Annotated in this window: 22 protein-coding genes and 1 rRNA gene; 22 read left to right on the forward strand and 1 reads right to left on the reverse strand. The window is 57.3% G+C overall.

Annotation, left to right across the window (positions count from 1 at the left end):
- The 4 genes from dnaB (at position 1) to MOMUL_RS03155 (ending at position 3,762) form a co-directional block, all read left to right on the forward strand.
- Positions 1-1,335, forward strand: coding sequence for a replicative DNA helicase (dnaB, locus tag MOMUL_RS03140; RefSeq protein WP_062281320.1), 1,335 nt, complete (start codon positions 1-3; stop codon positions 1,333-1,335).
- Positions 1,335-1,769, forward strand: coding sequence for a hypothetical protein (locus tag MOMUL_RS03145; protein WP_062281323.1), 435 nt, complete (start codon positions 1,335-1,337; stop codon positions 1,767-1,769). Before dnaB ends, MOMUL_RS03145 begins: the two co-directional genes overlap by 1 nt.
- Before the next feature lie 150 nt (positions 1,770-1,919).
- Positions 1,920-2,480, forward strand: coding sequence for an O-acetyl-ADP-ribose deacetylase (locus MOMUL_RS03150; RefSeq protein WP_062281326.1), 561 nt, complete (start codon positions 1,920-1,922; stop codon positions 2,478-2,480).
- A 199-nt stretch (positions 2,481-2,679) separates the two neighbouring features.
- Entirely contained in the window at positions 2,680-3,762 is a 1,083-nt protein-coding gene (locus tag MOMUL_RS03155) for a DUF763 domain-containing protein (RefSeq protein WP_062281330.1), read from the forward strand.
- Between the two features lie 60 nt (positions 3,763-3,822).
- On the opposite strand, the gene hcp is transcribed toward MOMUL_RS03155, so the two are convergent.
- A complete protein-coding gene (gene hcp, locus MOMUL_RS03160; RefSeq protein ID WP_062281478.1) occupies positions 3,823-5,106 on the reverse strand; it encodes a hydroxylamine reductase in 1,284 nt (427 codons plus the stop codon).
- Between the two features lie 238 nt (positions 5,107-5,344).
- Between hcp and MOMUL_RS16055 the strand changes: the two genes are divergently transcribed.
- The 18 genes from MOMUL_RS16055 to MOMUL_RS03245 all read left to right on the forward strand — a co-directional run.
- Entirely contained in the window at positions 5,345-5,653 is a 309-nt protein-coding gene (locus tag MOMUL_RS16055; protein ID WP_153018206.1) for a hypothetical protein, read from the forward strand.
- Positions 5,628-6,338, forward strand: a complete 711-nt coding sequence (locus MOMUL_RS03165; protein ID WP_161484955.1) for an HD-GYP domain-containing protein — start codon at positions 5,628-5,630, stop codon at positions 6,336-6,338. The genes MOMUL_RS16055 and MOMUL_RS03165 overlap by 26 nt, the downstream gene beginning before the upstream one ends.
- 88 nt (positions 6,339-6,426) lie before the next feature.
- A complete protein-coding gene (gene folK / locus MOMUL_RS03170) occupies positions 6,427-6,942 on the forward strand; it encodes a 2-amino-4-hydroxy-6-hydroxymethyldihydropteridine diphosphokinase (protein WP_062281336.1) in 516 nt (171 codons plus the stop codon).
- A gap of 166 nt (positions 6,943-7,108) precedes the next feature.
- On the forward strand, positions 7,109-8,023 hold the full coding sequence (locus MOMUL_RS03175; RefSeq protein ID WP_062281338.1) for a Rossmann-like and DUF2520 domain-containing protein: 915 nt from the start codon (positions 7,109-7,111) through the stop codon (positions 8,021-8,023).
- A gap of 29 nt (positions 8,024-8,052) precedes the next feature.
- Positions 8,053-8,928, forward strand: coding sequence for a pantoate--beta-alanine ligase (gene panC / locus MOMUL_RS03180; RefSeq protein WP_153018223.1), 876 nt, complete (start codon positions 8,053-8,055; stop codon positions 8,926-8,928).
- On the forward strand, positions 8,903-9,289 hold the full coding sequence (panD, locus tag MOMUL_RS03185; protein WP_062281340.1) for an aspartate 1-decarboxylase: 387 nt from the start codon (positions 8,903-8,905) through the stop codon (positions 9,287-9,289). The genes panC and panD overlap by 26 nt, the downstream gene beginning before the upstream one ends.
- 82 nt (positions 9,290-9,371) lie before the next feature.
- On the forward strand, positions 9,372-10,364 hold the full coding sequence (locus MOMUL_RS03190) for a biotin--[acetyl-CoA-carboxylase] ligase (protein WP_062281343.1): 993 nt from the start codon (positions 9,372-9,374) through the stop codon (positions 10,362-10,364).
- Between the two features lie 109 nt (positions 10,365-10,473).
- Entirely contained in the window at positions 10,474-11,049 is a 576-nt protein-coding gene (locus MOMUL_RS03195; protein WP_062281345.1) for a biotin transporter BioY, read from the forward strand.
- A gap of 27 nt (positions 11,050-11,076) precedes the next feature.
- A complete protein-coding gene (locus MOMUL_RS03200) occupies positions 11,077-11,472 on the forward strand; it encodes a DUF1284 domain-containing protein (protein WP_153018224.1) in 396 nt (131 codons plus the stop codon).
- Between the two features lie 98 nt (positions 11,473-11,570).
- On the forward strand, positions 11,571-12,335 hold the full coding sequence (locus MOMUL_RS03205) for a type III pantothenate kinase (RefSeq protein WP_062281351.1): 765 nt from the start codon (positions 11,571-11,573) through the stop codon (positions 12,333-12,335).
- Positions 12,319-13,314, forward strand: a complete 996-nt coding sequence (gene dusB / locus MOMUL_RS03210; protein ID WP_062281352.1) for a tRNA dihydrouridine synthase DusB — start codon at positions 12,319-12,321, stop codon at positions 13,312-13,314. Before MOMUL_RS03205 ends, dusB begins: the two co-directional genes overlap by 17 nt.
- 108 nt (positions 13,315-13,422) lie before the next feature.
- Positions 13,423-13,983, forward strand: a complete 561-nt coding sequence (locus MOMUL_RS03215; protein WP_062281355.1) for a helix-turn-helix domain-containing protein — start codon at positions 13,423-13,425, stop codon at positions 13,981-13,983.
- Positions 13,980-14,882: a DUF8754 domain-containing protein gene (locus MOMUL_RS03220; protein ID WP_062281358.1), complete on the forward strand. Its 903-nt coding sequence runs from the start codon at positions 13,980-13,982 to the stop codon at positions 14,880-14,882. The genes MOMUL_RS03215 and MOMUL_RS03220 overlap by 4 nt, the downstream gene beginning before the upstream one ends.
- Positions 14,883-14,977: 95 nt before the next feature.
- Positions 14,978-16,060, forward strand: a complete 1,083-nt coding sequence (locus tag MOMUL_RS03225; protein ID WP_062281360.1) for a polysaccharide biosynthesis protein — start codon at positions 14,978-14,980, stop codon at positions 16,058-16,060.
- A gap of 213 nt (positions 16,061-16,273) precedes the next feature.
- Positions 16,274-16,756, forward strand: a complete 483-nt coding sequence (gene greA / locus MOMUL_RS03230; protein ID WP_062281363.1) for a transcription elongation factor GreA — start codon at positions 16,274-16,276, stop codon at positions 16,754-16,756.
- 13 nt (positions 16,757-16,769) lie between these two features.
- Positions 16,770-18,233 (forward strand): lysine--tRNA ligase, encoded by a 1,464-nt coding sequence (gene lysS, locus MOMUL_RS03235; RefSeq protein WP_153018207.1) that lies wholly within the window; start codon positions 16,770-16,772, stop codon positions 18,231-18,233.
- A 92-nt stretch (positions 18,234-18,325) separates the two neighbouring features.
- A complete protein-coding gene (locus MOMUL_RS16515; protein WP_062281369.1) occupies positions 18,326-18,517 on the forward strand; it encodes a hypothetical protein in 192 nt (63 codons plus the stop codon).
- A gap of 148 nt (positions 18,518-18,665) precedes the next feature.
- Positions 18,666-18,756 (forward strand): 16S ribosomal RNA (locus MOMUL_RS03245); the annotation flags it as partial.

The raw sequence follows: 18,756 nt of genomic DNA on the forward strand, positions 1-18,756 counted from the left end.
ATGGCAGACGAGCTGGAAAAAGTCCCTCCCCAGAGCCTCGAGGCCGAGCAGTCAGTCCTGGGGGCCATTATGCTGGACCGGGAGGCATTGCTTTCCGTCCTGGAAATCCTTAAAGTCGAAGACTTTTACCGGGAAGCCCACCGGTTGATTTACCGCGCCATCCTGGACCTCAATGAGCGCGGTGAGGCCGTCGACCTCCTGACGGTAACGGAAGAACTCCGCCGCCAGGGCCAGCTGGAGGTAGCAGGCGGGGCTGCTTATTTGACCTCCCTGACGGGCGATGTACCCAGTGTGGCTAATGCCGGCTATTATGCCCGCCTGGTAGCGGAAAAAGCCACTTTAAGGGCCCTGGTGCAGGCAGCCGGCCGCATTACCGAACTGGCCTTGAGCGAAGCCGGGGAAGTGGACCAGATTTTAGATGAGGCTGAACGTCTAATTTTTGAGGTGGCCGGTGGCCGGCGCCGCAGCGGCTTTGTGCCCATTAAAGAGGTCCTGCTGCAAACCTTTGAGCAACTGGAGCGTTTGAGCGCCCATAAGGGTGAAGTTACCGGCGTGCCCACCTTCCATGACCTGGACCGCCTTCTTTCCGGCCTGCAGCCTTCCGACCTGATTATCTGCGCTGCCCGGCCGGGGATGGGTAAGACCTCTTTCTGCCTGAATATTGCCCAGCAAGTGGCTGTCAAACAAAAGCTGCCGGTGGCCATTTTCAGCCTGGAGATGTCCCGGGAGCAGGTGGTGCAGCGCATGCTGGCTGCTGAAGCCATGGTGGAGCAGCACCGCCTGCGGACGGGCTTTTTAACCGAAGACGACTGGGCGCGGCTGGTCAATGCCGCCGGTATCCTGGGGGAGGCCCCCATCTATATTGACGATACCCCGGCCCTCTCGGCCCTGGAGGTGCGGGCCAAGGCCAGGCGGCTGCAATCAGAAAGCGGCCTGGGCCTGGTGGTAGTCGACTACCTGCAGCTCATGCAGGCCCACCGCCGGGTGGACAGCCGCCAGCAGGAAATTGCCCTTATCTCCCGGGCCATGAAGGCCCTGGCCCGGGAGCTAAACGTTCCCGTCCTGGTCCTATCCCAGTTGAACCGCGGTGTCGAGCAGCGCCAGGATAAACGCCCGGTTATGGCCGACCTCCTGGAGAGCGGGGCCATTGAGGCTGATGCCGATGTCATTATTTTCCTTTACCGGCCCCAGTATTACGACCCCGACACCGATAAAAAAGGGATTGCCGAAGTTATCGTGGCCAAGCACCGCAATGGGCCGGTAGGAACGGTGGAAATGGCCTTTTTGCCTGAATTTACCAAATTTGTCGACCTGGCCCCGGAACCTGCCCCCTGATGCCCATGCCCACCCTGCCCAAATATGTAGCTGCCCTGGCCAGTATTTTTTTCTTTCCCCCGGCGCAGACTATCCCCGGAAATGTAAATAGTGAAAGGGGTAGTCAGGTGGCCAGGGTCATTGGCATTATGCCCAACCAGGAACAGGTGGGCGGGCTCATTGATAGCCTGAAAAACGCCGGTTTTGACCGCAAGGATATGGTTGTCGCCAGTTTGTCCAGGTCCTTTACGGACTGGGAAAATCCTGATGAAATAGCTTACCTCAAAACCGAACGGGATGAACTCTGGCAGGAGGGGACCGATACCTATACGGACTTCCTGGCAGCCTCTGCCGGGCAGGGTGTAGCGGTAGCCGTTGAGGCACCGCGCCATGAACTGGCCCGCATCCGGGAAATTATGGAGCAAAACGGGGCTGCGAAAATTATCCAGGATTAAGGTAAAGCCGCGGTCTGGAGGGATCGCGGCTTCTTTTTGCTTTATTGGGAGGAATAGCTGGAAAAAAGACGAAATAATAAAAGCGATAGAAAGGGATTTCCTCGCCGAAAACGCCGGTATTAGCCGGTATGGTTTGTGAGGGGGTGTCTTATGGAAGTCAACATTGCCGGTACCCTGCTTAAACTCCTCCAGGGGGATATTGTCGAGCAGGATGTCGAGGCCATTGTCAATGCCGCCAATACCGGCCTGTGGGGTGGCAGTGGCGTCGACGGCGCCATCCACCGGGCCGGGGGACCGGCCATTGCGGCAGAGTGCCGCCGCATCCGGGAGGAGCAGGGCGGCTGCCCCACCGGCCGAGCGGTCATCACCTCCGGCGGTTTCCTCAAGGCGCGCTACGTTATCCATACCGTAGGTCCCATCTGGCACGGTGGCCGGCAAGGAGAAGATGAGCTGCTGGCCAGTGCCTACCGCAGCAGCCTCCAGCTTGCCCGGGAGCGTGGAATCAAATCCCTGGCCTTTCCTTCCATCAGCACCGGGGCTTACCGCTTCCCAGTGGAGCGAGCCGCCGGGATAGCCATGGCCACGGTAAAGGATTTTTTGACTACCAATCCGGGTACCTTTAGCGAAGTACGTTTTGTCCTTTTTTCCCGGCCGGTTCTGGTAGCCTACGAACAGGCCCTGGCGGAGGTATTAGCTTCCGGCCCGCAATAATACCCGGTGATAAGACAGCGTTTGTGGCCGGGGCTTCTTGCAATGGCGCCGCTACCGCAGTAAGTTAAGTATTACTTAATTGTGAAATCGGGTACAAAAGCGGAGTGAAAGCGGCGAGGATGTGGAGAAAAAGCGGGGCAAAGCAGTTAAGTATCGTTTAAGGGCATTGGATGAAGCGAATAAAAAAGGATGATTTGCTATGCGTACTGGTACTGCCAGCCTGCCCCTGCATGGCGGCCACTGCCCGCCCTGGCTTTTTGAACGCATGAAACGCCTGGGGCCGGCCATCCTGGAGGTAATTGTCCGGGAATACGGCCCCCAGGAGGTTTTAAGGCGCCTGAGCGATCCGCACTGGTTCCAGGCCTTTGGCTGTGTCCTGGGCTTTGACTGGCATTCCTCGGGCTTAACTACCACCCTCTGCGGCGCCCTTAAGGAGGGTATACGCGACCGGGAAAAGGACCTGGGCCTGGTCATTGCCGGGGGCAAGGGCCGCACTTCCCGCCGGACACCGGAGGAAATCGCCACGGCGGCCGACAGGCTGGCCCTGACCTCTTTACAACCCGGAGATTTAGTATACGCCAGCAGGATGGCCGCTAAAGTCGACAATACCGCCCTCCAGGACGGCTACCAGCTCTACCATCACGTTTTTATCTTCACCTTTGACGGCCGGTGGGCCGTCGTCCAGCAGGGGATGAATGAAATGACGCGCCTGGCCCGCCGCTACCACTGGCTGGGCGAAGGGGTAAAGGACTTTGTCTGCGAACCCCATGCCGCTGTTTGCTGCGATGCGAAGGGAGAGGTGCTGAACATGGTGGCCAGTGAGGGGCAGGCCTCCCGCCAGGTGGTGACGGAGCTGGCCCGGCAGCGGCCGCAAAAGGTAGTAGCCGAGTTTAACCGCATCCTGGAAAGGGAGTTGCCCAATCTCTCCCTCCCCTGGCGCCATGATGTTCCCCGGGCGAGCTACCTCAATAAAGCCCTGCTCAAAGTATATGCCGCCCAGCCCCGGGATTTTGCCGCAGTCCTGGGCGTGGAAGGCGTGGGCCCCAAAACCGTCCGCGCCCTGGCCATGGTAGCCGAGGTGGCCTACGGCGCGCCGGCCAGCTTCCGTGATCCCGTCCGGTACAGCTTCAGCCACGGCGGCAAGGACGGCCACCCCTACCCGGTAGACCGCCGGGTGTATGATCACTCCATCGCCGTCCTGGAGCGGGCCCTGGCCGCAGCGAAGATTGGCCGGACTGACAAGCTCCAGGCCTTAAAACGGCTGGCTAAAATTTCCCCGTAAAGGTCCTGCCCTGGTAAAAAAACCGCCACGTAGCGCCCTTAACTACGTGGCGGTTTATTATTAACCCAGGATATCTTTCAGGTCCTGTTCCGGCGTGGTAATAGGCTTCAGGTTGTAGTTTTCCTGCAGGACCTTCAGCACATTGGGTGTCAGGAAGGCCGGCAGGGAGGGGCCGATGCGGATGTTCTTTATACCAAGGTGCAGCAGGGTCAGCAGGATGGCCACGGCTTTCTGCTCGAACCAGGACAGGACCAGGCTCAAGGGCAGCTCGTTGACGCTGCAGTTAAAGGCTCCGGCCAGGGCCAGGGCCACCTGGAGGGCTGAATAGGCGTTATTGCACTGTCCTATATCGATGAGGCGCGGGATGCCGCCAATATCGCCCAGTTCGAGGTGATTGAAGCGGTACTTGCCGCAGCCCAGGGTCAGGACCACGCAGTCCCCCGGTACCTTCTCCACGAATTCAGTGTAGTAATTACGGCCTGGCTTGGCCCCGTCGCAGCCGCCCACCAGGAAGAAGTGACGGATCTTGCCGGCCTTGACGGCATCGATCACCTGGCCGGCTATGCTTAAGATAGCTGTGTGGTGGAAACCGGTGGTCAATTCGCCGCCGGCCTTTTCCTCCAGGGGCGGCAGGGCTTTCGCCTTTTCAATAACCGGCGTAAAGTCGCGGTTTTTAATATGGGTTACTCCCGGCAGGCCGGCAATGCCACAGGTAAACATGCGCTCCCGGTAAGATTCCTTGGGGATCAACACGCAGTTAGTCGTACCCAGGATGGCGCCGGGGAACTCTTCAAATTCTTTTTTCTGGTTCTGCCAGGCCGAGCCATAGTTGCCCACCAGGTGGGGGAACTTCTTCAGTTCCGGGTAGGCATGGGCCGGCAGCATTTCCCCGTGGGTATAGACGTTAATCCCCGTACCTTCCGTCTGCCGCAGGAGTTCATAGAGGTCCAGCAGGTCGTGGCCGGTAACGAGAATACCCGGACCTTTCTTAGTGCCGGTAGATACTTTCGTCGGGACCGGGGCGCCAAAACGCTCTACATGTGCTTTATCCAATAATTCCATGACCTTGAGGTTCACGGCCCCGACTTTTAAGGCCATCTCTATATGACGGTTAAGATCAAAGTCGACGTTGGTTAGCGTGGTAAATAAAGCTTCATGCATAAAGGCGTCTACTTCTTCGTCCCTGGCGCCCAGTTCCCGGGCATGGTAGGCATAGGCGGCAATACCTTTAAGGCCGATGAGGATGGTATCCTGCAGGCTGGCGATATCTTCGTTCTTACCGCAAACGCCTGCCCTGGTGCAGCCGGTACCGCCGGCTGTCTGCTCGCACTGGTAACAAAACATGGTTTCTCCCCCTTTGGTGGAATTTTTCAGGACGACCTTATCATAAATGAAAGGGCTAAAATAAACTGTGACCTGGGTCACAATTATACCCAGATTTGATCAAATACCCGGACGCCCCCGGACGCCGGAGCAAGTAACTTCTTGCAAATCAGAACTGGTACTAGCAGGAAATCCAGTATTGGTGTCGAAAAACCTTAAATACGGCCAGTAATTAACAAAAAAGGGCGGAGGTTGCGGTATGGACGGAAATTCCCCCCGGCCATTGGGAGCTGGATTAGATACATATCATTTTCAACCGGCAACCAGCCAGCCGTTGGGGAGTTATCATCAGCCGTTACCAATAGAGAAGCCGGTAGGGATGACAGGCGTGCCCGACGGGCCGGTAGGGGAAATTTACCAGGAAGCCCAGGAAGCCCTGAGCGATGTCTACCACCGCTGCCGCCTGGGTAATCAGCTGGAAGTAAAAAACTATCCAGGAGATAGTAGCCGACTTTCTCAACCGGATGCAGGACAACCAGGACATGTTTTTGCAGATGGCCATGCTTAAGGACCTGGACCCATATTCTTCGCGCCATTCCCTGAATGTAACTGTCCTGGCTACCCTCCTCGGTTCAAAATTAGGCCTCTCCCAGGATGAACTCCTGGTCATCGGTGTTGGCGCCATGCTCCACGACGTGGGCAAATTGGAAGTACCGCCGGCAGTTTTATTAAAGCCCGGCAAGCTAACTGCCGAGGAGTTTGCCATTATCAAGCGCCATCCCCAGGCCGGTTATGAGCGGCTGGACGGCGTGGTCAGCGAAGCGGTTCGCCGGGTGGCCCGGGATCACCATGAACGCTGTAACGGCAGTGGTTACCCCAAAGGATTAAACCGGGAAGAATTAAGCCTGGCCGCCCGGTGCGTCGCCATTGCCGATGTTTACGACGCCGTAACTACCGACCGCTGCTACCGGCCCAGGTATCTCCCCCATGAAGGCATGGAATTGTTAATGGTAGAAAGTACCATGGGCAACCTGGACCTGGAGCTGGTACGGGTCTTTTTGCAGGCCATTGCCAGTTACCCGGTGGGGACTACGGTACGGTTGACGACCGGTGAAATCGCCCGGGTAATAGCCCAGGAGCCGGAGGTACCCATGCGCCCGGTGGTCAAGGTGCTGCAGCCCCGGCGCCGGGCCGGTGAGATTATCCGCCTCCTGACCAATCCTTCTATCTTAATTGTCGAGGCTGAACCCTAGTTCATTTCGTAAAAACTGGGTGTTGGCGGGGCGGCAGGGGTATGCTAATATTAGGGTACCGGTCAACCTGGATGGCGGAGATGATTGGATGCCGGTTAGGGAAAAAGATTTTGCGACGGCTTACCTGGGTTTGGGCTCCAACCTGGGTGACCGGGAAGGGAATTTGCAGCGGGCCGTAGCAATACTTACGGCCACCGAAGGGATCGAGGTGGAACGCCTTTCTTCCTGGTATGAGACGGCCCCGGTGGGCAAGACCGACCAGGGATGGTTTTTAAACGGGGTGGCCAAAATCAAGACCACCATGCTCCCGCGGGAGTTGCTGCTTACTGTCCTGGCTATAGAGCAGCGCCTGGGCCGGGTGCGGCGGGAGCGCTGGGGACCCCGGAATATTGATATCGACATCTTGCTTTACGATGATTTAACAGTTAATGAACCGGACCTGGCAATCCCCCACCCCAGGCTGATGGAGCGGGCCTTCGTCCTGATACCCCTGGCCGAAATAGCCCCGGAGCTTATTTTACCCGACGGCCGGCCGGCAGGCGTGGCCGCTGCAGGTCCTTTTCCCGGGCAGGAAGTATTGCCTTACAGGGGTAACAGGTGTTAAAATAAAACCGGGCGCTACCGTACAAGGAGTGCACGGGTCTGTTCCAGTCCAATAATTTATCAATTGCAGGTTTAGACCGCTTGGATCATTGGCGACCGAGACGGGTGAATGAGGGATTAACTTCCGGCAGCTCGTCGGGAGTTTTTTTGTTCCAGGAGGGGTTACCATGCGGATAGGCATTATCGGTGCCGGGGCCGTCGGTACGGGGATGGGCATATTATTGCGCCGGCGGGGATACACCATCGCCGGTGTAGCCAGCCGTACCCCTGCTTCAGCCCGGCGGGCGGCGGAGAGGCTGGCCTGCCCGGCTTTTGAGGGGGCGGTAGATGTGGCCCGGCGGGCCGATGTTGTCTTTATCACCACCAGCGATCAGGCCATCGGACAGGTGGCCGCCAGCGTAGCCGCTCAAGGGGGCTTTCGCCCCGGGCAAACGGTGATTCATATGAGCGGTTCCTTAACTTCCGCCGTCCTGGACCCGGCCCGGCAGGCCGGTGCCCTGGCCTTAAGCCTCCATCCCCTCCAGTCTTGTGCCGACGCCGACCGGGCGGTGGCCAACCTCCCCGGGTCGGTTTTCAGCCTGGAAGGGGACAGGGAAGCCCTGCCCCTGGGGAAACGCCTGGTGACCGAGCTGGGGGGTGAGTATTTCCTTATCAGCCCCGAGGCCAAACCCCTCTACCACGCAGCTGCCTGTGTCGCCTCCAACTACCTGGTCAGCCTCATAGATTTGAGTCGCCGGCTCATGCAGGCAGCCGGTATGGAACCGGAGATGGCGGCCCGGGCCCTGGCGCCTTTAATTAAAGGCACTTTAGATAATATTGATGAAAAGGGCATACCCCAGGCCCTGACCGGCCCCATTGCCAGGGGCGATTTCGGCACGGTCAGGGACCATTTAAAGGCCATGGAGACCACCGTACCCGAACTGGGCGAGCTTTACCGCGCCCTGGGGCGCTACACGGCCGGCCTGGCCGGCCGCAAAGGGAGCATTGACGCCCGCAAGGTGGCCCTGTTCGGTCAAATCCTGGCTGCCAAATTTGAGACAGCAAGCAGGAGGGCAGGACTCAGGGGTAAAGCCGGCCAATGATAGAGCTACAGGCGAAGGAGATGACAGTATTGGAGTTAATGACAACAATTGCGGCCGCCCGCAAGTTTGTGGCGGCAGCCAGGCAGCAGGGCAAGAGCATCGGCCTGGTCCCGACCATGGGTTATCTCCACGAAGGCCATTTAACCCTGGCCAGGACGGCCAGGGAGCAGAATGACGTCGTTATGATGAGTATTTTTGTCAACCCGACCCAGTTTGGCCCCGGGGAAGACCTGGAGCGTTATCCCCGGGACCTGGAACGGGATCGAAAGCTGGCCGCCGGCGCGGGCGTCGATGCCATTTTTGCCCCTGCGGTAGCAGAAATGTACCCGCCCGGCTATGCCACCTATGTCCAGGTCGAGGGCTTGACAGAAGTTCTCTGCGGCGCCTCCCGGCCGGGCCATTTCCGGGGCGTGGCTACCGTGGTCAGCAAGCTATTTAATATCGTCCAGCCCGACCGGGCCTATTTCGGCCTCAAGGATTACCAGCAGGCGGTAGTCATCAAGCGCCTGGTCAGGGATTTAAATTTCCCGGTTGACATAATCACCGTCCCCACCGTGCGGGAGCCCGACGGCCTGGCTATGAGTTCGCGGAACAAATACTTAGACCCGGACCAGCGTCGTAGCGCCCTGGCCCTTTACCGCGCCTTAAACCTGGGAGCGGAACTCATCCGCTCCGGCGAACGCCGCGCTGCTGTGGTCCGGGAAGCCATGGCCGGGGAAATTTTAGCCCGGCCCGGGACGCGGGTTGATTATGTGGCGGTAAATGACGCTGAGACCCTTGCACCTTTAGAAGAAATCAAGGGCCGGGTGCTGCTGGCCCTGGCCGTCTGGGTGGGCAACACCCGTTTAATTGATAACCTGACCCTGGAGGTGAAAGATGATGTGGCGCACCATGATGAAAAGTAAGCTCCACCGGGCAACTGTCACCGAGGCCAACCTGAATTATATCGGCAGTATTACCATTGATAGCGAGCTGATGGCCGCGGCCGATATTTTACCCAACGAGAAAGTCCAGGTGGTCAACAATAATAATGGCGCCCGGCTGGAGACCTACGCCATCCCCGGACCTGCCGGCAGCGGGGTTATCTGCGCCAACGGGGCCGCCGCCAGGCTGGTCCAGCCCGGCGATATTGTTATCATTATTTCCTATGGCATTTTTACCGACGCCGAGGCCAGGTCCTACCAACCGCGGGTTATTCTCCTGGATGGCCAGAACAAAATAACCGGGGTCAGGGGCGGGGAACGGCCGGGGGAGATCTGGGTTTAAAGACGCAAACTGGGGGAGATATGTTAACCTGAACGACAAATAAATAGTTGACAACCAGAAAAAGGAAGATTAAAATATAATCATGGCAATAGAAGGCAGTAAACAACAGGTCTTAGAGTATCTGCGCCATCACTGGGGCGAGTATATTTCCGGCGAAGAGCTGAGCCGTAAGCTTGCCATCACCAGGACGGCCGTGTGGAAGCATATCCAGGCTTTACGCCAGGAAGGGTACCAGATTGATGCCCAGACCCGCCGCGGCTATTGCTTGCTGTCCATCCCGGATTGTTTTTACCCCGAAGAGGTGGCCGCAGGCCTCAAGACCTCCTGGCTGGGACGGAACCTTTACTATTACGACGAAGTGGGTTCTACCAACCAGGTGGCCAAGGAGCTAGCCGATGGCGGGGCACCGGAAGGGACGGTGGTCATCGCCGAGGCCCAGACAGGCGGCCGCGGCCGGCGGGGGCGTTCCTGGCTCTCGCCGCCCCATAAAGGCATCTGGTTCTCGGTTATCTTACGCCCCCGGGTGACTCCGGCCCTGGCGTCCCAGCTGACCCTGCTGGCGGCAGTGGCCGTGGCGGCAGCCATTCGCCGCCACACAGGACTCCCGCCGGGCATAAAGTGGCCCAACGATCTCCTGGCCGGGGGGCGTAAAGTGTGCGGTATTCTGACGGAGATTAAAGCCGAAATTGATGCCATCGAGTATGTTGTCCTGGGTACAGGCTTAAACGTCAACCTGGAGGCGGGTGATTTTAGCCCCGAGGTTAGACCCCTGGCTACCTCTTTATTTTTAGAACTGGGCCGGCCTGTGGCGCGACTGCCATTGTTCCAGGAGATATTGTACCAGCTGGAAAAATGGTATGAGCGCTGGCAGGAAGAGGGTTTCGAACCTGTCCGGCGGGCCTGGAAAGAGGCCAGCGTGACCCTGGGCCGGGAGGTGGAGGTTAATTCCTGGCGGGAAGTTTTCCGGGGCGTGGCCGTAGATATTGACGCTGAAGGCGCCCTGCTGGTCAGGGGCGGGGGAGGTGAGGTCCGGCGTTTTAACTCCGGTGAGGTGAGCCTGCGACCGGCAAGCTAAAATTTTTTGCCGCATATGTTAACTATATAAGCAGCGAATAGTTAACAATAATAGCCGCCTGCTAACAAAGCCAGCTGCGAAAAGAGCTATTCACGAGGAGGAATCTTCTGTGCGTACTAAAGATATGGCCCTGGTGGCCCTTTTTGCCGCCCTGGTAGCCGTCCTGGCCCAGGTGGCCATTCCCCTGCCCTTTTCACCTGTACCCATTACCGGCCAGGTCCTAGGAGTATTCCTGGCCGGTGCCATCCTGGGTAAAAATAGAGGCACCCTGGCTATAATCGTTTACTTACTCCTGGGGGCCATTGGCTTGCCCGTCTTTGCCCGTGGCGGGGCCGGCCTGGCGGCCTTTGCCAGGCCGGCGGGGGGATACCTCTGGGGTTTTGCCCTGGGGGTCTACGTCATGGGCCTGGTCCTGGAAAGGGGTAAAGGGGAACCTGGTTACGGCCGCCTGGCTGCCGGCATGCTCACCTGCCTGGTAGTAATCTACATTCTGGGTACTATACAGTTAATGTATCTCCTGCATCTTAATCTGGTCAAAGGTCTTCTCCTGGGTGTCCTGCCCTACATCCCCCTGGACCTGGCCAAACTGGCCCTGGCGGTAGCCGTCAGCCTCCAGGCGCGGCGGGCACTGCAGCAGGCGGGTTACCTGCCCGCCAGGACCACTAATCCAGAATCCACAAATTAAAAACGGGTACTAATGTTTAGTGTCAAGATGGCACCTGCCCTTTTCCCCAACTCACTTTTATATTCCGTCCGCGCCCATCATTTACTCTGTGCCCGCCACTTCCAGGGCTACGGCTACAGCCCGGCCTTTGTCCGGCGGGTGAGGCGTACCCTGGCTTTATGGCAGGGACGTACCCAGTCGCTTTTAAGCGTCATTAATGATTATGATGCCTGGTGCCGGGCCTGCCCCAACCGGGGTACAGATAACTGTACCACTGCAGTGGCGCGAGATAGCCTGGTGTTAAAACATCTGGGCCTGGTACCCGGTACAGCCCTGACCTGGGCCGCGGCCCGGGAACTTGTCGGCCGCAAAGTTGATAAAAATGCGGCCGGTCGCCTCTGCGCCGGTTGCCCCTGGCTGGCCGGCGGTTATTGCCGCTGGTAACTAACCCCTTAACGGGGTTATTTTTTTACCAGCAGGAAAGAGGATAAAGCCTGGTATTGTGGAATAATTGAAGTGAAAAGAATGGAGGGGATGCGGCCATGTTAATGGCCATAGATGTCGGCAATACTAATATTGTCATTGGCCTTTATAAAGGTAAGGAGTTGCAGTGCCACTGGCGCGTAGCCAGCGACCGGCAGAAGACAGCCGATGAATACGGCCTGATTTTACGTCAACTGGCCCATTACGAGGGGCTGGGCTTGGAGGCCATCAAAGCCGTGGTCATGGCCTCTGTTGTGCCAACTTTGACCCAGACTTTGACCATGATGCTTAAAGAACAGTTTAATTGCCAGCCGTTGGTAATCGGCCCCGGGGTAAGAACCGGGATGCCCATTCGTTTTGACAACCCCAGGGAAGTAGGTGCCGACCGGATTGTCAACGGTGTGGCCGTCTATGAACTGTATGGTGGCCCGGCCATTGTCGTGGACTTCGGCACCGCTACCACCTTTGACGCCATTTCCGCCAGCGGCGAATACCTGGGCGGGGCCATCGCTCCCGGGATTGGCATCGCGACGGATGCCCTTTTTGCCCGGGCGGCCAAACTGCCCCGGGTAGAACTCATCAGGCCGCCCCAGGTAATCGGTAAAAATACCGTAGCCTGCATGCAGGCGGGGATAATGTATGGCTTTATCGGCCAGGTAGAAGGGATTGTTAAGCGCATGCAGGCCGAGATGGGGGGGCGGGCCGTGGTGGTAGCCACCGGCGGCCTGGCCGGTTTGATAGCACCTGAAGTTAGCTGCATCGATAAAGTTGATCCCCTGTTAACCCTGGAGGGTTTGCGTATCGTCTATGAGCGCAACAGTTAAAATTGGCCCGGTTACCCTGGCAGCCCCCCTGGTGACGGCGCCCATGGCGGGTTTTTCCGACCGCATCTTTCGTCTCCTCGCCAGGGAAGCGGGGGCGGCCTTGACCTATACCGAAATGATCAGCGCCCAGGGTCTTATCTATCAAAGCAAGGCTACCTGGGCGCTCCTTGATTTAAAGGACGAGCCGGGCCCGGTAGCCGTCCAGCTCTTTGGCCGGGAGCCGGAAATCCTGGCCAGGGCTACTAAACTAGCCGTGGCCGCCGGGGCGGATATTGTTGATTTAAATATGGGCTGCCCGACACCCAAGATAGTGAAAAATGGCGAGGGAGCGGCCCTGATGCGCGATCTACCCCTGGCGGCGGCCATTATCACCGCCATGGTGGAGGCTGCCGGCCCGGTGCCGGTAACGGTCAAGATGCGCAAGGGCTGGGATGAAGATTCCGTAAATGTTATCGAGGCGGCCCAGGCGGTGGTTGAAGCCGGGGCGGCAGCGGTAGCCATCCACGGCCGCACCCGCAGCCAGTTTTACAGCGGCCGGGCCGACTGGGATGGCATCCGCCAGGTAAAGGAAGCCGTACCGGTACCGGTCATTGGCAATGGTGATATCAGGACACCGGAGGACGCCGTAGCCATGCTGGAGCAGACAGGTTGCGATGCCGTCATGGTGGGCCGGGCTGCCATAGGCAATCCCTGGCTTTTAACGGCCATCCGCGCCCGCCTGGAAGGCCGGCCGGTACCTCCCCCGCCGGATGTGGCCACGAGAATCGCCACGGCCATTCGCCATTTAAACATGATGGTGGAGCTGAAAGGGGAAAAGACTGCAGTAAAAGAAATGCGAAAAGTCTTGGCTTGTTACATCCGGGGTTTACCGGGAGCAGCCCGCCTGCGCCAGCACCTTTATACCCTGGATACCGCGGCGGAAGTCATCGCCACCCTGACGGCCTATAGCCAGCATGATCCTGTAGATAGGCGGGAGTAAAACTTCGCCTTTATCACCATCTTGGCCTACCAAACTACTTGCCAGGATGGTATTTTTTTGCTATAATCTTCCTTGCACATTTCTGTGCACAGAGGGGTAGACTTTCTAATGGACTTGATCCGCATTGGCGACAAGCTTATCAGCCGGCGCAAAATCAATTCCATCTTGGAGCGCATCTTTGAGTTGCGCTGCCAGGGTTTTTCCCAGCAGGAAACCGCCCGGCAGGTAGGCGTCGACCGCTCTTTTGTCTCCCGGTTAGAAACCCTGGGCGAGGTACGGCGCGGCCGGCGTATAGCTGTGGTGGGTTTCCCGGTAGCCAATAAAGCCGAGCTGGAAAATATGCTGCGGCAGGAGGGTGTGGAATACATATTACTTTTAACTGATGCCGAACGCTGGGATTTTGTCCGCCAGAAAAGTGGGCTGGAATTGTTGAACCAGCTGATGGAGATTGTGGCCCGGGTGCGGGATTACGATGTCGTCATTATTATCGGTTCCGACTACCGCATCAAGGTCAGCGAAGCCCTGCTGGGACGAGAAGTGGTGGGCGTGGAGATCGGCTCTTCCCCCATCAAGGGTGACCGGGAGGTAGACGTCGAGGGATTGCGCGCCCTGGTACGCCAGCTGGGAAAAGATACTGGGAAGGACAAAGAAGGATGGGATAAAAAATGAAACGCGTGGTCAGCATCAGCCTGGGTTCCTCCAAACGGGATCACCGGGTGGAAGCAGAATTCCTGGGGGAAAAGTTCCGCATCGAGCGCATTGGTACCGACGGCGATATGGAGCGGATGATTGCCCTCATCCGGGAACTGGACGGGCAGGTGGATGCCTTCGGCCTGGGGGGTATGGACCTCTACATCAGGGTTGGTACCAGGCGTTATCTCCTCCGGGATGCGGCTAAAATTGCCCGGGCGGCCCGGCTGACCCCCATGGTAGACGGTGGCGGCTTAAAGGATACCCTGGAGCGCCGGGTGATAGCCTACCTGGCCCGGGAAGGCATCGTGGATTTCCGGGGGAAAAGGGTGCTGGTGGTCAGCGCCGTCGACCGCTTTGGTATGGCCGAAGCCCTGGACGCTGCCGGAGCCGATCTTATTTGCGGCGACCTGATTTTTGGCCTGGGTATACCCGTACCCATCCGTTCCCTGGCAAAATTCCAGCGGGTGGCCTACCTGGCGGCACCCTTTGTACGCCTGCTGCCCTTTAAACTCCTTTACCCCACGGGCAGGGAACAGGAGAAAATCGACAACCGCTACCAGCGTTATTATGAAGGGGTAGAGATTATTGCCGGGGATTTCCTCTTTATCCGCCGTTACCTCCCCCCCGAGTTGCCTGGCCGGGTAATAATCACCAATACCGTTACCAGCGCCGATATCGAAGAACTGCGCCGGCGGGGCATTAAAACTTTGATCACTACTACACCGGAATTTAACGGCCGCTCCTTCGGCACCAACGTCATGGAAGGTGTTCTTTTAACCTTGAGTGGCAAAAAACCGGAGGCAGTTACGCCGGAAGACTATAACCGCCTCCTGGACCAACTGGACTTTAAACCCCGCATCGTTAATTTAAGTTAAGCCAGGGCTGGCGAGGCTCCGTAGCCAGTTTCCGTCCGGAGTTCCCATTCTCACCTCTCACATCTTACATTCATATTATATAGGAGGGCTATTCCTTGCACAAATTTGCCTTTATGATCCACCCCCTGGATATCAGTGATATTACCAGGAAATTTCCCCTCGCCCGCCACTTGCCCTCCGGCCTCCTGGAACGGGCGGCACGTTATCTGCCCCCCCTGAAAACCTCGTACATTACTGGTGTCCGTTCCCCTTACGCTGAAACAGAGGGGTGGTTCGTAGCCTGTCCCCTGACTACGCGTCAGATGTTAAGCTTGCCGGAAAAATTTGTTATCGAGCGTATTATTCGCACCGGCCGCCTGGCAGAAAAATTAGGAGCCGAAATCCTGGGGCTGGGGGCTATGACTTCCGTAGTCGGCGATGCCGGGATTACTGTGGCCCGCAATTTAAATATAGCGGTGACCAGCGGTAACAGTTATACCGTAGCTACGGCCATAGAAGCTACGGAAAAGGCGGCGGCCATGATGGATATCGACCTGCCCGGGGCCGAGGTGGCCATTGTTGGAGCGACAGGTTCCATTGGCGCCGTGTGTGCTAAAATCCTGGCCCGCCGTTGCCAGAATCTAACCCTTATTGCCCGCAATGAAACAAAACTGGCCCGCCTGGCCGGTGAGATAAAGGCTACTAGCGGTTTAAAAGCCAGGATAACCAGCCATTCCCGGGAAGCCCTCCGCCGCGCGGATGTCATTATCACCGTTACCTCGGCGGTAGATACCGTCATCGAGCCCGAGGACCTGAAACCTGGGGCAGTAGTCTGCGACGTCGCCCGGCCCCGGGACGTCTCCCGGCGGGTAGCCGAGATGCGCGACGATGTACTGGTGATTGACGGCGGGGTGGTCGAGGTGCCGGGTAATGTCAACTTTAACTTTAATTTCGGTTACCCGCCGGGTTTAGCCTATGCCTGCATGGCTGAAACCATGATCCTGGCCCTGGAGGGGAGAATTGAAAACTTTACCCTGGGCCGGGAGTTAACGGTAGAACAGATCGATACCATCAACCGCCTGGCGGCCAAACACGGCTTTCGCGTGGCCGGCTTTCGCAGTTTCGAGCTGCCGGTTTCCGAAGCCAGGGTGGCAGCCATCCGGGAGCGGGCCCGCCGTAAAGAAGCCCTGGCCCGTTAACTGCCGGAAAGGTATTGACATGGTAACCGGGCAGGCCTATAATACCTATAAACAAAGCGGACTATGGGACAACAAGCACTGGAGGAAGCCTCCGGTGCTTGTTATGGTACTTGGACCTGTGGACCGGCCGCATAAAGGAACGAAAAAGGACATATATTGAGATAGCACCGGTGCCCTAAAACGATGTGGTAATTGAAGGGGAGCGAGCAGAGGATGGCAGAAAAAGAAACCTTATTAACCATGAGCGGGTTGAAGAAACTGGAAGAAGAGCTGGAGTACCTTAAATCTGTAAAAAGGCGGGAGGTCGCCGAACGTTTAAAGCAGGCCATTGAGTTCGGCGACATCAGCGAGAACTCCGAATACGAGGACGCTAAAAACGAGCAGGCCTTCATTGAAGGCCGTATTCTTACCCTGGAAAAAAAGCTGCGTAACGCCAGGGTTATTGACGCCAGCGAGGTACCGGGTGACGTTGTCTCCCTGGGCTCCCGGGTCACTTTAAAGGACATGGACGCAGGGGAGGAGCTGCAATACGAAATTGTCGGCTCCATGGAAGCCGACCCGGCAGAGAACCGGATTTCCAACGAGTCGCCGGTAGGCAAGGCCATCCTGGGCCATCGTATTGGAGAAATAATAAATATTCAGGTACCAGCCGGAACCCTGCGTTACCAGATAGTAAATATTACCAGAGGGCAATAGGGGGAACAATAGTTTGGAAGTTGAGAACGATTTAATAGCGGTGCGCCTGGAAAAGTTGAAGGAGCTTCAGGAGGAGGGCATCGACCCGTACGGGGGACGTTTTGAGCGTACCCATACCACGGCAGCCGTTCACCAGCATTTTGACGAACTGGCAGGTCAAGAAGTAACCCTGGCGGGACGTATCCTGGCTATCAGGGGGCATGGTAAAGCCTCTTTTGCCGATTTACAGGACCGGGACGGCCGCATCCAGCTCTATGTTCGGATAGACAATGTTGGCCCTGAAACCTACGATTTTTTCCGCAGGCTGGATATCGGTGACATTATTGGTGTTAAAGGCAGGGTCTTTCGTACCCACCGCGGGGAAATCTCCCTGGAAGTCCATCAACTGACCTTACTGTGTAAGAGTTTACGTCCCCTGCCGGAGAAATGGCACGGCTTGAGGGATGTAGATTTGCGCTACCGGCAGCGCTACCTCGACCTCATTGTCAACCCGGAAGTAAGGCGGGTATTTATTACCAGGGCCGGGGTTTTACGGGCCATACGCACCTTTCTGGATAGCCGGGGCTTTTTAGAGGTGGAAACGCCGAGCATGCACACCATCCCCGGCGGTGCGGCGGCCCGGCCCTTTATTACCCACCATAACGCCCTGGATATCGATCTTTATTTACGCATTGCCCTGGAGCTGCACTTAAAGCGGCTGCTGGTGGGCGGCCTGGAAAAGGTCTATGAAATGGGACGTATTTTCCGCAACGAAGGCATATCCACCAAACACAACCCTGAATTTACCATGCTGGAGTTGTACCAGGCCTATGCAGACTATGAAGATATGATGAGCCTGCTGGAGGAGATGGTGGCCTTTGTTGCCAGGGAAGCCCTGGGGACGACCACCGTTACCTACCAGGGTGAGGAACTGGATTTAACCCCTCCCTGGCCGAGGTTAACCATGTTTGCGGCCATTGAGAAATATACCGGAGTGGACTTTTCCGGGCTAACAACGAGGGAAGAGGCATGGGAGGCGGCAACTGACCTGGGGGTGGAACTCGAACCCGGCCTGGAATGGGGAAAAATCGTTAACGAAGTCTTTGAGGCCAGAGTGGAACCCCACCTGGTACAGCCCACCTTTATCCTTGATTACCCGGTAGCCATATCCCCCCTGGCCAAAAGGAAAAAAGAAAACCCGGAACTTACTTACCGCTTTGAAGCCTTTATTGCCGGGCGGGAACTGGCCAATGCCTTCTCCGAACTGAATGACCCCCTGGACCAGCGACGGCGCTTTGAAGCCCAGATGGCCGCCAGGGCAGCAGGTGATGAAGAAGCCCACATGCTGGATGAAGACTTCCTGCGCGCCCTGGAGTATGGCATGCCCCCGGCCGGCGGTATGGGTATCGGCATTGATCGCCTGGTGATGATCCTGACGGATTCGCCCTCCATCAGGGACGTTATTCTTTTCCCCACCATGCGACCCAGGGAAGAATAAGCATACTTGAGTATCGGGTAGAAAAAACAAGGAAGGCCAGAATCTTATCAAGGTAACTAGAACGGGTAGTCGTTAGCGGGCTTTAAAAAGCCTTGCGCGCTACCCGTTTTGCGTGTTATATTATTTCCTGCGTCCCGGCAGGGGCGCTCACCAAAGACCTAAAATCAGAAGAGACCCTTGACAAAGTGACGGGTTCCGTAGTAAAATACGACCTTGCCGGCAGGAAATCCGCCGGCGCCGGTAGTTGGGCGAAGAAAGTCCTTGACACCGGGCAAAAGAAGTGATAGAATAAAAAAGTCGCGTTCAGCGAAGCTGGTCTTTGAAAACTGAACAGTGGTGAAGGAGCCAGACGTAAAAGCGAGGACCCTGTACAGGAAGAGGACAGGGATCAAACCAACGTGAAGAAGGCGCTACGAGAGTAGCGAGAAGATATTTACGGAGAGTTTGATCCTGGCTCAGGACAAACGCTGGCGGCGTGCCTAACACATGCAAGTCGAGCGGTCTTTACTTTGCGGAATCTTCG

It is taken from the genome of Moorella mulderi DSM 14980 (assembly GCF_001594015.1).
Taxonomy (GTDB): Bacteria; Bacillota; DSM-521; order Neomoorellales; family Neomoorellaceae; genus Neomoorella; species Neomoorella mulderi.